The organism is Variovorax sp. dw_954 (genome assembly GCF_018449755.1).
Lineage (GTDB): Bacteria > Pseudomonadota > Gammaproteobacteria > Burkholderiales > Burkholderiaceae_C > Variovorax.
This window is the reverse complement of record NZ_JAAVVD010000008.1, coordinates 148,357-161,952: the sequence shown is the minus strand read 5'-3', so window position 1 is coordinate 161,952 and position 13,596 is coordinate 148,357. Positions and strand designations below refer to the sequence as shown.

Annotated in this window: 11 protein-coding genes and 1 other RNA gene; 8 read left to right on the top strand and 4 right to left on the bottom strand. The window is 64.2% G+C overall.

The genetic code is table 11. The annotated features are described in order from the left end of the window. Window positions 1-60: 60 nt before the first annotated feature. The 4 genes from ssrA to ompA form a co-directional block, all read right to left on the bottom strand. Window positions 61-447: a transfer-messenger RNA gene (gene ssrA / locus HB681_RS15055) on the bottom strand. Between the two features lie 12 nt (window positions 448-459). Then, on the bottom strand, window positions 460-1,128 hold the full coding sequence (locus HB681_RS15050) for an HAD-IA family hydrolase (protein ID WP_213955760.1): 669 nt from the start codon (window positions 1,126-1,128) through the stop codon (window positions 460-462). Next, window positions 1,128-1,847: a bifunctional 2-polyprenyl-6-hydroxyphenol methylase/3-demethylubiquinol 3-O-methyltransferase UbiG gene (ubiG, locus tag HB681_RS15045; RefSeq protein ID WP_213955646.1), complete on the bottom strand. Its 720-nt coding sequence runs from the start codon at window positions 1,845-1,847 to the stop codon at window positions 1,128-1,130. The genes HB681_RS15050 and ubiG overlap by 1 nt, the downstream gene beginning before the upstream one ends. 69 nt (window positions 1,848-1,916) lie before the next feature. Beyond that, window positions 1,917-2,558, bottom strand: a complete 642-nt coding sequence (gene ompA / locus HB681_RS15040) for an outer membrane protein OmpA (protein ID WP_213955645.1) — start codon at window positions 2,556-2,558, stop codon at window positions 1,917-1,919. A 224-nt stretch (window positions 2,559-2,782) separates the two neighbouring features. Here ompA and gyrA point away from each other — a divergent pair, with 224 nt between their 5' ends. The 8 genes from gyrA (at window position 2,783) to HB681_RS15000 (ending at window position 13,475) form a co-directional block, all read left to right on the top strand. Beyond that, window positions 2,783-5,413: a DNA gyrase subunit A gene (gene gyrA, locus HB681_RS15035; RefSeq protein WP_213955644.1), complete on the top strand. Its 2,631-nt coding sequence runs from the start codon at window positions 2,783-2,785 to the stop codon at window positions 5,411-5,413. A 14-nt stretch (window positions 5,414-5,427) separates the two neighbouring features. Then, a complete protein-coding gene (locus tag HB681_RS15030) occupies window positions 5,428-6,018 on the top strand; it encodes a DUF2059 domain-containing protein (RefSeq protein ID WP_213955643.1) in 591 nt (196 codons plus the stop codon). Then, the gene (serC, locus tag HB681_RS15025) at window positions 6,018-7,136 is read left to right on the top strand and encodes a 3-phosphoserine/phosphohydroxythreonine transaminase (protein WP_213955759.1); all 1,119 of its coding nucleotides are present in this window, start codon (window positions 6,018-6,020) and stop codon (window positions 7,134-7,136) included. The genes HB681_RS15030 and serC overlap by 1 nt, the downstream gene beginning before the upstream one ends. Further along, the gene (pheA, locus tag HB681_RS15020) at window positions 7,129-8,253 is read left to right on the top strand and encodes a prephenate dehydratase (protein ID WP_213955642.1); all 1,125 of its coding nucleotides are present in this window, start codon (window positions 7,129-7,131) and stop codon (window positions 8,251-8,253) included. The genes serC and pheA overlap by 8 nt, the downstream gene beginning before the upstream one ends. Window positions 8,254-8,266: 13 nt before the next feature. Then, the gene (locus tag HB681_RS15015; protein ID WP_213955641.1) at window positions 8,267-9,145 is read left to right on the top strand and encodes a prephenate dehydrogenase/arogenate dehydrogenase family protein; all 879 of its coding nucleotides are present in this window, start codon (window positions 8,267-8,269) and stop codon (window positions 9,143-9,145) included. Between the two features lie 2 nt (window positions 9,146-9,147). After that, a complete protein-coding gene (locus HB681_RS15010; protein WP_213955640.1) occupies window positions 9,148-11,139 on the top strand; it encodes a bifunctional 3-phosphoshikimate 1-carboxyvinyltransferase/cytidylate kinase in 1,992 nt (663 codons plus the stop codon). A 188-nt stretch (window positions 11,140-11,327) separates the two neighbouring features. Continuing rightward, window positions 11,328-13,016, top strand: a complete 1,689-nt coding sequence (rpsA, locus tag HB681_RS15005) for a 30S ribosomal protein S1 (RefSeq protein WP_213955639.1) — start codon at window positions 11,328-11,330, stop codon at window positions 13,014-13,016. 138 nt (window positions 13,017-13,154) lie between these two features. After that, window positions 13,155-13,475, top strand: a complete 321-nt coding sequence (locus HB681_RS15000; protein WP_213955638.1) for an integration host factor subunit beta — start codon at window positions 13,155-13,157, stop codon at window positions 13,473-13,475. Window positions 13,476-13,596 lie beyond the last annotated feature (121 nt).

Genomic DNA, 13,596 nt, shown 5'->3' with positions numbered 1-13,596 from the left:
GGCGCCGGAAAGTGTCGCGCAAGAAAAAGGGCCCGGAGATCATCCGGGCCCTCTTGTGTGTGGTGGAGCTGGGGGGATTTGAACCCCCGTCCGCAAGCCTTCTTCGCGCAGTTCTACATGTTTAGTGATCTGATTTGAGTCTCGCTTCCGGAGTCGCGCAGTCACACGCTAAACCGGACGCCAGCACCCTATTTTCTCGCCCCGACCCAAGGTACCCGGATCGAAGCCAGCCCATGTAATTATCTTTGCAGCCGGGAGGTTTCAGATTGCTCTGTCACCCCCTTGCCCAGCCCATCGGCCTGCTGTTGCAAAGCTCACTGGCAATTAAGCAGCGAGTGCGAAACGTTCGTCGTTTGCAGTTAGTTTGTTTGAATCTGTTTTACGAGCGCATTCAGCTCGACATGCCCCGCTGCGATTCCGAACCCACGTCGAAACCAGTGCAGCCCCAAGCCCGCTATTCTAGGCCTGCTGGAGTACCTGCAAGAGTCCCAAGGGTGAAGCGATGGCCGCATTCGCCTGCCAGACGGTGGCATCGGCCTCCTCGCCAAGGTAGCCGTAGGTCGCCGCGACCGTCTGCATGCCAGCGGCGCGCCCGGCCAGGATGTCGCGATGGTCGTCGCCCACGTAGATGCAACGGGCCGGGTCGATGCGCAACCGCCGCGCCGCTTCGAACAGCGGCTCGGGGTGCGGCTTGGCGAAGGGCGTTGTGTCGCCGCTGATGATGGCGCCGGCGCTTGCGAACAGCGGGATCGATCGCGTCAGCGGCACCGTGAAACGCTCCGACTTGTTGGTCACCACACCCCAGCCGAGCCCGCGCGCGCACAACGCTTCGACCAACTCGGGCACGCCGTCGAAAATAAAGGTGTTTTCCAGCATGCGCGTCTCGTAGTTCACATAGAACTCCTCGCGCAATTCCTCGAACTCCACTGCTTCCGGCGTGATGCCGAAAGCGATCCCCAGCATTCCCCGCGCGCCCGCCCCGGCCATCGGCCGATACAACGCCGAGTCCAGCGAGGTCATGCCGCGGTCAGTACGCATCTTGTCAGCGGCGGCACCCAGATCGGGCGCGCTGTCGATCAGCGTGCCGTCGAGGTCGAACAGCACGGCTTGGACTTCATGGAAAAGCATCACGGGGCGGCTGGCGGTCGTTGGGTTGCAAACATGTAGTTGACGCTGGTGTCGTCATTGAGCCAGTACCGACGCGTGACCGGGTTGTGCTGCAGGCCGCGGGTCTCGCGCAGCACCAGTCTCGCTGCGCGGCAGTGCGCGGCGAGTTCGCTCGGTCGGATCAGTTTCTGGTATTCGTGCGTGCCGCGCGGCAACATGTTGAGCAGGTATTCGGCCCCGACGATGGCGAGCATGAATGCCTTGAGGTTGCGGTTGATGGTCGAGAAGAACACCCAGCCACCCGGCTTCACCAGCGTCGCACAGGACTTGACGACCGAGGCCGGGTCCGGCACGTGTTCCAGCATCTCCATGCATGTCACCACGTCGAACTCGTCCGGCGCCTCGGCCGCAATGGCCTCGGCACTCACCTCGCGGTACTTGACGTTGCGGGTGCCGGCTTCGAGCGCGTGCAACTGCGCCACCTTGAGCGCCTTGGCGGCCAGGTCGATGCCGAGTACGTCGGCGCCCTTGCGCGCCATCGAGTCGGCCAGGATGCCGCCACCGCAACCGACATCGAGCACGCGCTTGCCGCCGATCGGAGAAATTCCGTCAATCCAGTCAAGCCGCAATGGATTGATTTCATGAAGTGGCCGGAATTCGCTCTCCAGATCCCACCAGCGATGTGCCAGTTCGGAAAACTTGGCCAATTCGGCCGGGTCCGCATTCAAGCTATTTGTCATCCCGCGATTATGAATGGCGCATAAAAAAACCCCGCCGTGGCGGGGTTCCTCAAGATCCTTGCGGAGTGCTTAGTTGGCGCGGGTACCAACCACTTCGATTTCCACGCGACGGTTCTTGGCGCGGCCTTCCTTGGTGCGGTTGTCCGCAACAGGTTGCTTCTCGCCCTTGCCTTCGGTGTAGACGCGGTTGCGTTCGATGCCCTTCGAGACCAGGTAGGCCTTGACAGCTTCTGCGCGGCGGACCGACAGGCGTTGGTTGTAAGCGTCAGAGCCGATCGAGTCGGTGTGGCCGACGGCGATGATGACTTCGAGGTTCACGCCCTTGATCTTCGAGACCAGGTCGTCCAGCTTGGCGCGGCCTTCCGGCTTCAGGACCGACTTGTCGAAGTCGAAGAATGCGTCAGCAGCGAAGGTGACCTTCGAAGCGGCGACCTGCGGCGGGGGAACCGGCACAGGCGGCGCCGGCGTCGCGACAGGAGCGGCGGGAACCAAGGCACCGTCGCAACCGACAGCGGCGGTGGCGGGCGTCCAGTTCGAATCGCGCCAGCACAGTTCGTTCGTGCCGTTCCTCCAGACCAGTTGACCAGCGCTGTCTTGCCAGTTGTCGATCACGGGGCCGCCGTTTGCTGCGGTGACACGGGTCTGCGCGCCGGCGGCAGTGGCGAGCGCAGCGACTGCAAACATCATCGCCACTTTATTCAGTTTCTTCATGGTTCTCCTCTTGGGGAAAAAGCCGCAGCCGCGCTGCGAATCAAGGACGCTTTAAGTGACCACCACCCAAAACGTTGGGACGATTCTGCCACAGGGACCTTGGCAAACAGGCCGCCGGAGCGCCCGGAATCGCCGGACGGAGCCGGAATAGCCGCCTTGTGTTGCGGCGGTGCGACACCCGCCGGGGCGTAAAATTTCGCCTCCTTGCTGTCTGCGTACTGCTCATGACCTCGTTCGCCAAAGAAACCTTACCTATCAGTCTCGAAGAGGAGATGCGTCGCAGTTACCTCGACTACGCCATGAGCGTGATCGTCGGTCGCGCCCTGCCGGACGCCCGTGATGGCCTCAAACCGGTGCATCGCCGCGTGCTATATGCGATGCACGAACTCAACAACGACTGGAACCGCCCCTACAAGAAGTCGGCCCGCATCGTCGGGGACGTGATCGGCAAGTACCACCCGCACGGCGACCAGTCGGTGTACGACACCATCGTGCGGATGGCGCAGAACTTCTCGATGCGCCACATGCTGGTGGACGGCCAGGGCAATTTTGGTTCTGTCGATGGCGACCAGGCCGCGGCGATGCGCTATACCGAAATCCGGCTCGCCAAAATTGCGCATGAAATGCTCGGCGATATCGACAAGGAAACGGTCGATTTTCAGGACAATTACGACGGCTCCGAAAAAGAGCCCGCGGTATTGCCGAGCAAGCTGCCAAATCTGCTGGTCAATGGCGCCGGCGGCATTGCGGTCGGCATGGCCACCAACATCCCGCCGCACAACCTGAACGAAGTCGTCGACGCCTGCCTGCACCTGCTGCGCCACCCCGACGCCAGCATCGACGACCTGATGGAAATCGTGCCCGCGCCCGACTTCCCCACGGCCGGCATCATCTACGGCATCAACGGCATCAAGGAAGGTTACCGAACCGGTCGCGGCAAGGTCGTGATGCGGGCGCGCTGCCACTTCGAGGAGATCGACCGCGGCCAGCGCCAGGCCATCATCGTCGATGAGTTGCCCTACCAGGTGAACAAGAAGACGCTGCAGGAGCGCATGGCCGAGCTGGTGCACGAGAAGAAGATCGAAGGCATCAGCCACATCCAGGACGAATCCGACAAGTCGGGCATGCGCCTGGTGATCGAGCTCAAGCGCGGCGAAGTCCCCGAGGTGGTGCTGAACAATCTCTACAAGCAGACGCAGCTGCAGGACACCTTCGGCATGAACATGGTGGCGCTGGTCGACGGCCAACCCAAGCTCTGCAACCTGAAGGACCTGATCCAGGTCTTCCTGCAGCACCGCCGCGAAGTGGTGACGCGCCGCACGGTGTTCAACCTGCGCAAGGCGCGCGAACGCGGCCACGTGCTGGAAGGCCTGGCTGTGGCGCTGGCCAACATCGACGATTTCATCGCCATCATCCGCAACGCCCCGACCCCGCCCGTCGCCAAGACCGAGTTGATGTCGCGCCGCTGGGACAGCAAGCTGGTGCGCGAGATGCTCACCCGCACCCGCGCCGACGGCGGCGTGGTAAATGCCGACGACTACCGCCCCGACGGCCTCGAAGCCGACTTCGGCATGGCTGCCGATGGCCTCTACCGCCTCTCGGAAACGCAGGCGCAGGAAATCCTGCAGATGCGGCTGCAACGCCTGACCGGCCTGGAGCAGGACAAGATCGTCGTCGAGTACAAGGAAGTGATGGCCGAGATCGAGGACCTGCTGGACATCCTCGCCAAGCCCGAGCGGGTGTCGGTCATCATCGGTGACGAGCTGACCACCATCAAGCAGGAGTTCGGCCAGACCAAGCTGGGCGCACGCCGCAGCCAGGTCGAGCACAGCGCCTTCGACCTGTCGACCGAAGACCTGATCACGCCAACCGACATGGTGGTGACGCTCTCGCACAGCGGCTACATCAAGAGCCAGCCGCTCGGCGAATACCGCGCGCAGAAGCGCGGCGGGCGCGGCAAGCAGGCCACGGCGACCAAGGAAGACGACTGGATCGACCAGCTCTTCATCGCCAACACGCACGACTACATCCTGTGCTTCTCGAACCGCGGCCGGCTCTACTGGCTCAAGGTGTGGGAAGTGCCGGCAGGCTCGCGCGGCTCGCGTGGACGGCCGATCGTCAACATGTTCCCGCTGCAGGAAGGCGAGAAGATCAACGTCGTACTCGCCCTCACCGGCGAGAAGCGCACCTTCCCGGCCAACCAGTACGTTTTCATGGCCACCTCGATGGGCACGGTCAAGAAGACCACGCTCGATGAATTCAGCAACCCGCGCAAGGCCGGCATCATCGCGGTCGACCTCGATCCGGGCGACTACCTCGTCGGCGCCGCGCTGACGGACGGCGCACATGACGTGATGCTGTTCTCCGACGGCGGCAAAGCGGTGCGTTTCGATGAGAACGACGTGCGCCCGATGGGCCGCAACGCTCGCGGCGTGCGCGGCATGACGCTGGAAGACGGCCAGGGCGTGATCGCCATGCTGGTGGCCGAGGACGAACAACAAAGCGTCCTCACCGCCACTGAAAATGGTTACGGCAAACGTACAAGCATTACCGAATACACGCGTCATGGCCGGGGAACCAAAGGCATGATTGCGATTCAACAAAGCGAGCGCAATGGGAAGGTCGTCGCGGCGACGCTCGTGCACGCTGACGACGAGATCATGCTGATCACCGACAAGGGTGTTCTGGTGCGCACCCGGGTCGCGGAAATCCGCGAACTGGGACGGGCCACGCAAGGCGTCACATTGATCGGACTCGACGAAGGCGCAAAGCTCAGCGGGCTGCAGCGCATCGTGGAGAACGACGCCAACACCGACGCCGACTCCAATCCTGAAGAAACCAATCCAACATCCTGAACGGAAATTACCGAATGAAAAAACTCAAGCTCGCCATCCTCGCCACCGCCATGGCCGCCACCAGCTCGATCGGCTGGGCGCAAGACGGCAAGGCCGCCCTGGTCAAGCAGTTCATCGATCTGCAACGGCCCGGCATCGAAGTACTGGCGCGCGTGCTCGTCGAAGACTCCAGTGCCCAGATCGCCCAGGCCGGTTCGGGTTACCTGCAGACCCAGGTACCGGCCGACAAGCGCGAGGCCGCAGCCAAGGCAGCGGACGCCGAGCTCAAGAAGTATTTCGACGATGCCTACCCTTACGTGCGCGACAGGGCCATTGCATTGGCGCCTGGCGCGCTGGGACCGGTCCTGAGCGACTCCTTTACCGAAGACGAACTGAAGCAACTGATCGCGTGGCTGAATTCGCCGCTCAGCAAGAAGTACGAGGAAGTCAATCCCAAGCTTCGCAATGCGCTGACCGAAAAGCTCGTGGCCGAAACCAAGCCGACCATCGAGCCGAAGATGCGTGCACTGGATGCCGCCGTGGCCAAGGCCCTCGGCGCGCCGACCGGCGGTGGTGGCGGCGGCGGTCAAGGCGCGGCGCCTGCCAAGGCGCCCGCCAAGAAGTGATGCCCGCGCAGGGCAAGCGTCCATACAACTTCTCCGCCGGCCCGGCTGCCATGCCGGAAGCCGTGCTGCGCCGCGCCGCCGACGAGATGCTCGACTGGCGTGGCAGCGGCATGGGCGTGATGGAAATGAGCCATCGCGGCAAGGAATTCGGCATCATCCTGGCGCAGGCCGAAAGCGACTTGCGCGCGCTGCTCGCGATTCCCGAGCACTTCCACGTCCTGTTCATGCAGGGTGGCGGGCTCGGCGAGAACGCCATCGTGCCGCTCAACCTGTCGCGCGGCACCCAGGCCGACTTCGTGATCACCGGCAGCTGGAGCATCAAGTCGCACAAGGAAGCGCAGCGCTATTGCGACGCGCGCATCATCGCAAGCAACGCCGCCGACGGCCACACGGCCCTGCCCGATGCGGCAAGCTGGCAGCTCAATGCCGGCGCCTCGTATGTGCACGTCTGCACCAACGAGACCATCAACGGCATCGAGTTCCAGGAGTTGCCCGATCTGGCGGCGCTGGGCAGCAAGGCGCCGTTGGCGATCGACTTCTCATCGCACGTCGCTTCGCGCCCGGTCGACTGGCGTCGTGTCGGGCTGGCCTTTGGTGGCGCGCAGAAGAACCTGGGCCCGGCCGGACTCACCATCGTGGTCGTTCGCGACGAGTTGCTAGGCCATGCGCTGCAGATCTGCCCGAGCGCCTTCAACTACAAGACGGTGGCAGACAACCAGTCGATGTACAACACCCCGCCGACCTGGGGCATCTACGTGGCCGGGCTCACCTTCCAGTGGCTGCGCGAGCAGACCGAAGGTGGGCTCACCGGCATCGAGGCCATGGAGCAGCGCAACATCGCCAAGGCGAAGCTGCTCTATGACTTCATCGACGGTTCGGGCTTCTATCTGAACAAGGTACGCCCGGACTGTCGCTCGCGCATGAACGTGCCCTTCTTCCTGGCCGACGAGAGCCGCAACGAGGCCTTCCTGGCCAAGGCGCGCGAGGCCGGGCTGTTGCAACTCAAGGGCCATAAATCGGTCGGTGGCATGCGGGCCAGCATCTACAACGCGATGCCGCTTTCGGGCGTGCAGGCGCTGGTCGACTGCATGCGAGAATTTGAGCAATCGCATGCCTGACAACGCCTCCTCCCCTCCCCAACCGCCCACCGACGCTTCTGCCAGCCTGGCAGGACTGCGCGTACAGATCGACGCGCTCGACCAGAAGCTGCTCGGCCTGCTGAACGAACGTGCCCATGTGGCCGAACTGGTCGGCGAGATCAAGAAGCGCGAGGGCACGCCCTATTTCCGCCCCGACCGCGTCGCGCAGGTCATCGACAAGATGGAGCGCAGCAACCCGGGGCCGCTGAAGGGGCCGCATGTGGCCGCCATCTGGCGCGAGATCATGTCGGCCTGCCTCGCGCTCGAGTCGCCCCAGCGCGTGGCGGTGCTCGGCCCCGAGGGCACCTTCTGCGAACAGGCGGCCATCGAGTACTTCGGCGGCGCGGCCGACCTGGTCTACTGCGCCAACTTCGACGAGGTGTTCCACGCCACGGCCGGCGGCAGCGCCCAATACGGCGTGGTCGGGGTGGAGAACTCGAACGAAGGCGTGGTCACGCGTTCGCTCGACATGTTCCTGCATTCGCCGGCGCACGTGGTCGGCGAAGTCAGCCTGCTGGTGCGTCACAACCTGATGCGCAAGGAGAATTCGCTCGACGGCGTCGAGGCAGTCCTCGCCCATCCGCAGGCGCTGGCGCAGTGCCAGAGCTGGCTGGCCAAGCACCTGCCCGGCGTCGAGCGGCGCGCCGTGTCGAGCAATGCCGAAGGCGCGCGGCTCGCCGCAGAGAACCCGGCGTGGGCCGCATTGGCCAGCGAGCGCGCCGCGACGCGCTTCGGGCTGCACATCGTGGCCCACGCCATCCAGGACGATGCCTACAACCGTACCCGCTTCGCCATCATCTGCCTGCCGCAGACGCTGGCCATGCCGCCGGCTTCAGGGCGCGACTGCACCAGCCTCATCGTCTCGGTGCCGAACCGGCCGGGCGCTGTGCACGACCTGCTGGTGCCGCTGAAGACAAATGGCGTGTCGATGACGCGCTTCGAGTCGCGGCCGGCACGGACCGGGCAGTGGGAGTACTACTTCTACATCGACCTCGACGGGCATCCGTCGCAGCCGCATGTGGCGGCCGCACTGGCCGAGTTGCGAACCCTGTGCGCCTTCTACAAGGTTCTGGGCGCCTATCCCGTGACCGCCTGACACCGATCGCCTCATGGTCGAGCAACTCGGACTGATCGGCTGCGGCCTGATAGGTGGCTCCTTCTCGCTCGCGCTGAAGAAGGCCAAGCTGGTCAAGCGGGTGGTGGGCTACAGCAAGTCGCCCTCGACCACCGAGCGAGCCCGGCAGCTTGGCGCCATCGACGTGGCGGCGCCATCGGCCTTGCTGGCCGTGTCGGGCGCGGACCTGGTCCTGATCGCCGTGCCGGTCTCCGCGTCCGAAGCCACGTTCAAGGCGATTCGCCACGGCATCTCGGACGGCACGCTGGTCATGGACGTGGGTTCGACCAAGGGCGACGTGATCGAGGCGGCGCGACGCGGACTGCAGGAACAGTTCGGCTGCTTCGTGCCGGCGCATCCGATCGCGGGCAAGGAGGTGTCGGGCATCGAACACGCCGAAGCGGGCTTGTTCAAGGGCCGGCAGGTCGTGTTGACGCCGGTCAAGGCCACGCGTCGCTCGCTGGTGCAGACCGCGACGCGCACCTGGACGGCCGTCGGCGCCGACGTCATCCAGATGTCGCATGAAGACCATGACAGCGCCTTTGCCGCCGTCAGCCACCTGCCGCATCTGCTGGCCTTCGCCTTCATCAACGGCATCGCGGGACAGGAGAACGGCGAGCGCTTCATGCGACTTGCCGGGACGGGCTTTCGCGATTTCTCGCGCATCGCGGCCAGCGACCCGGCCGTGTGGCGCGACATTCTCCTAGCCAACCGGGAACAGGTGCTGGCGCAGACCCGCAGCTTTCGCGAGGCGCTCGAAACCCTCGAACTGATGGTCGCCACCGGCGATGCACAAGGCCTTGAAAACGCCATCGAGTCGGCCCGGCGCGTGCGCGCCCAATGGCAACCCGGCGGCGCGATGCCTGCCGACTGAACATGTTCTCCACTGATTTCCTCGACATTCCGCCGTTGACAGAGGCGGCTGGCACCGTTCGCCTGCCCGGTTCCAAGAGCATTTCCAACCGCGTGCTGCTGTTGGCGGCGCTGGCCAGCGGAACGACCACGGTGCACGACCTGCTCGACTCGGACGACACCCGCGTGATGCTCGCGGCACTGGCGCAGTTGGGCTGCGGTATCGAACAGGCCGATGGCACCCTGCGCATCACTGGCCTCGGCGGCAAGTTGTCGAACCCGCAAGCCAATCTGTTCATGGGCAACGCGGGCACCGCGATGCGACCGCTGACGGCGGCGCTCTCCCTGCTAGGCGGTGATTTCGAACTCAGCGGCGTGCCCCGCATGCACGAGCGGCCGATCGGCGACCTGGTCGATGCGCTCACCCAGCTCGGTTGCCACATCGACTACCTGGGCAATCCGGGCTATCCGCCGCTCCGGATTCATCCGGTGACGCTGCAGTCGCTGCAACTCGACACGCCGATTCGCGTACGTGGCGATGTATCGAGCCAGTTCCTCACAGCCTTGCTGATGGCACTGCCGCTGGCCAGCCGCCGCGACATCACGATCGACGTGGTCGGGGAATTGATTTCCAAGCCCTATATCGAGATCACGCTCAACCTGCTGGCGCGCTTCGGCATCCATGTCCGGCGCGAAGGCTGGCAGCGGTTCACCATTCCGGCGGGGAGTCGGTACCAGTCGCCGGGCGAAATCCACGTCGAGGCCGATGCGTCGTCCGCCAGCTATTTCATTGCGCTGGGCGCCATCGCCAGCGAGGGACTGCGGATCGAGGGCGTCGGCGCCGAATCGATCCAGGGCGACATCCGCTTCGTCGAAGCCGCCGGGCAGATGGGCGCGCGGATCGAGAGCGGCCCGAACTGGTTGCGGGTCGCGCGGGGCGCCTGGCCATTGAAGGCGATCACGCTGGACTGCAACCACATCCCGGATGCAGCCATGACGCTGGCGGTGATGGCGCTGTACGCCGACGGACCGACCACGCTGACCAATATCGCGAGTTGGCGCGTCAAGGAAACCGACCGCATCGACGCGATGGCCAACGAGTTGGTCAAGCTCGGCGCCAGGGTCGAGGCGGGCCCGGATTTCATCCGCGTGTTTCCGCTCGCTGCCGACGGCTGGCGCGCGGCCCGCATCAAGACCTACGACGACCATCGGGTGGCCATGTGCTTCTCGCTGGCGGCTTTCAACCCGGCGTCGATCCCGGTTCGCATCCTGGACCCGCATTGCGTGGCAAAGACATTCCCGGACTACTTCGAGACGCTGTTTTCGGTGGTCCGGCCGCTCAGCGTGCCAGTGATCTGCATCGACGGCCCGACCGCTTCCGGCAAGGGCACGCTGGCCGTGGAAGTGGCGCACGCGCTCGGCTACCACTATTTGGATTCGGGTGCGCTCTACCGCGTGACCGGGCTTGCCATGCGCCGCGCCGGGCTGGAAGCCGATCCGGCGCAAGAGATGCAGATCGCCGACCTGGCGCGCACCCTGCCGCTGCGCTTCGACGCGGGCAAGGTGATGCTCGCCGGCGAGGACGTGAGCGACGCGATCCGCTCGGAAGCAGCCGGCATGGACGCCTCGCGCGTCTCAGCCCTGCCCGCCGTGCGCGCAGCCCTGAAGGATCTGCAGGTCAGCTTCCGGGCGCTTCCGGGACTGGTCGCCGACGGCCGCGACATGGGCACGGTGATCTTCCCGGACGCCCCGCTCAAGGTGTACCTGACCGCGAGCGCCGCCCAGCGCGCCGAGCGGCGGTATAAGCAGTTGATTTCAAAGGGAATTTCGACTACACTCGACAGTCTTCGGTCCGACTTGGAAGCACGAGACCTGCGCGATTCATCCCGCAGCGTCGCGCCCCTCAAGCCGGCAGAAGACGCCCGCCGCCTGGACAATTCCAATCTGTCGATCGAGCAATCGGTCAACGAGGTCTTGAACTGGTGGCAGCAGGTGCAACCTTTCAGTGGACGCTGAAAGGCGGCGCTACACAACCCACCGGTCCGCCGGAGGGTGTTTCCGTCCAGCAGGTCCCCGCCGCGCGACAGCGCACTGACCTTCTGGTTTTTTAACTTAACCGGGCCCCAAGCCCACAACCGCCGTCTACAGATACACGCCAGCTGCAATGGTGCAGCTGCAAACCCTGCCTGACGGAAGGAACATACATGTCTGAATCTTTTGCCGACCTATTCGAAGAATCCCTGAAGCGTTCCGAAATGCGCACCGGCGAGGTCATCACCGCCGAAGTCGTGCGTGTCGAGCACAACCACGTCGTGGTCAACGCAGGCCTCAAGTCCGAAGCCTATGTGCCTATCGAAGAGTTCAAGAACGACAAGGGTGAACTCGAAGTCCAGGCCGGCGATTTCGTTTCGGTTGCCATCGGCAGCGTCGAAAACGGCTACGGCGACACCATCCTCTCGCGCGACACCGCCAAGCGCCTCGCTTCGTGGCTCGCACTGGAAAAGGCACTCGAGTCGGGCGACTTCGTCACCGGCACGACTAGCGGCAAGGTCAAGGGCGGCCTCACGGTCCTCGTCAACGGCATCCGCGCATTCCTGCCGGGCTCGCTGATCGACACGCGTCCGATCAAGGACCTGACCCCGTACGAGAACAAGACCCTCGAATTCAAGGTCATCAAGCTCGACCGCAAGCGCAACAACGTCGTGTTGTCGCGTCGTGCCGTGGTCGAAGCCAGCATGGGCGAAGAACGCGCCAAGCTGATGGAAACCCTGAAGGAAGGCGCTGTTGTCCGAGGCGTGGTCAAGAACATCACCGAATACGGTGCGTTCGTGGACCTCGGCGGCATCGACGGCCTGCTGCACATCACCGACATGGCGTGGCGCCGCGTTCGCCACCCGAGCGAAGTGGTGCAAGCCGGCCAGGAAATCACAGCGAAGATCCTCAAGTTCGACACGGAAAAGAACCGCGTCTCGCTGGGTCTCAAGCAGATGGGCGACGACCCGTGGATGGGCGTTTCGCGCCGCTACCCGCAAGGCACCCGCCTGTTCGGCAAGGTCACGAACATTGCCGACTACGGCGCGTTCGTCGAACTCGAACCCGGCATCGAAGGCCTGGTGCACGTCTCCGAAATGGACTGGACCAACAAGAACATCGCTCCGAACAAGATCGTCTCGCTGGGCGACGAAGTCGAAGTCATGGTCCTCGAAATCGACGAAGACAAGCGCCGCATCAGCCTGGGCATGAAGCAGTGCAAGGCCAACCCGTGGCAAGAGTTCGCGCAGAACACCAAGCGCGGCGACCGCGTCAAGGGCCCGATCAAGTCGATCACCGACTTCGGCGTGTTCGTGGGTCTGGCTGCCGGCATCGACGGCCTGGTTCACCTGTCCGACCTCTCGTGGAACGAAGCTGGCGAAACCGCCGTTCGCAACTACAAGAAGGGCCAGGAAGTGGAAGCGCTCGTGTTGGCAGTCGATGTCGACCGCGAACGCATCAGCCTCGGCATCAAGCAGCTCGACAGCGATCCGTTCACGACGTTCACCACCGTGAACGACAAGGGCCAGGTCGTGACCGGCAAGGTCAAGACGGTTGACGCACGCGGCGCCGAGATCGACCTCGGCGACGACATCCTCGGCTACCTGCGCGCCAGCGAAATCTCCCGCGACCGCGTGGAAGATGCACGCAACGTGCTGAAGGAAGGCGACGAAGTCACGGCCGTGGTGGTGAACGTGGATCGCAAGACCCGCAACATCCAGCTGTCGATCAAGCAGAAGGACATGGCCGACGAACAAGGCGCCATGGCCACGCTGAGCCAGCAGTCGTCGCGTGAAAACGCCGGCACCACCAGCCTGGGCGCCCTGCTGCGCGCCAAGCTGGACAACAACGACAACAAGTGATCTTGAATCCGGACCGGCCGTGCGAGCGGTGGGTCCGGAGATGAAATCATCTGCTGTTGAACGGGACAGACTGGCGGGCGTTAAGCTCGCCGCTCTGTCCCTTTTTTCGCCTTCCAGTTTCCTGCCGACCCTGACTCAATGACCCGCTCCGACCTCGTCGAAGAACTCGCCGCCCGCTTTGCGCAACTCACGCACCGCGACGCCGAGTACGCCGTCAAGACCATCCTCGACGCCATGGGTGACGCCCTGGTGCGCGGGCATCGGATCGAGATCCGTGGCTTCGGCAGCTTCTCGGTGAGCCGCAGGCCGCCGCGCATCGGACGCAACCCGCGCTCCGGCGAGAGCGTGCAGGTGCCCGAGAAACGCGTGCCGCACTTCAAGCCGGGCAAGGCCCTGCGCGAAGCCGTGGACGCCCGTACAGCCGAACTCGACGCCCAGGCGCAACGCGGCAAGCCCTGACGCCGTCAAGCAGGCACCAATAGAGCGACCTGCAACAGACAATTCGCAAGTGCCTGCCGCGCCAGCGACGCGCATGGCGGCGTTGCAAATGCTCGCAATAGCAATGGCTATTGCTGCGCTT

Bases quoted from the DNA above. Each gene is read 5' to 3' on its own strand.
- HB681_RS15050 (WP_213955760.1), bottom strand. From the start codon at position 1,128: ATGCTTTTCCATGAAGTCCAAGCCGTGCTGTTCGACCTCGACGGCACG.
- ubiG (WP_213955646.1), bottom strand. From the start codon at position 1,847: ATGACAAATAGCTTGAATGCGGACCCGGCCGAATTGGCCAAGTTTTCC.
- ompA (WP_213955645.1), bottom strand. From the start codon at position 2,558: ATGAAGAAACTGAATAAAGTGGCGATGATGTTTGCAGTCGCTGCGCTC.
- gyrA (WP_213955644.1), top strand. From the start codon at position 2,783: ATGACCTCGTTCGCCAAAGAAACCTTACCTATCAGTCTCGAAGAGGAG.
- HB681_RS15030 (WP_213955643.1), top strand. From the start codon at position 5,428: ATGAAAAAACTCAAGCTCGCCATCCTCGCCACCGCCATGGCCGCCACC.
- serC (WP_213955759.1), top strand. From the start codon at position 6,018: ATGCCCGCGCAGGGCAAGCGTCCATACAACTTCTCCGCCGGCCCGGCT.
- pheA (WP_213955642.1), top strand. From the start codon at position 7,129: ATGCCTGACAACGCCTCCTCCCCTCCCCAACCGCCCACCGACGCTTCT.
- HB681_RS15015 (WP_213955641.1), top strand. From the start codon at position 8,267: ATGGTCGAGCAACTCGGACTGATCGGCTGCGGCCTGATAGGTGGCTCC.
- HB681_RS15010 (WP_213955640.1), top strand. From the start codon at position 9,148: ATGTTCTCCACTGATTTCCTCGACATTCCGCCGTTGACAGAGGCGGCT.
- rpsA (WP_213955639.1), top strand. From the start codon at position 11,328: ATGTCTGAATCTTTTGCCGACCTATTCGAAGAATCCCTGAAGCGTTCC.
- HB681_RS15000 (WP_213955638.1), top strand. From the start codon at position 13,155: ATGACCCGCTCCGACCTCGTCGAAGAACTCGCCGCCCGCTTTGCGCAA.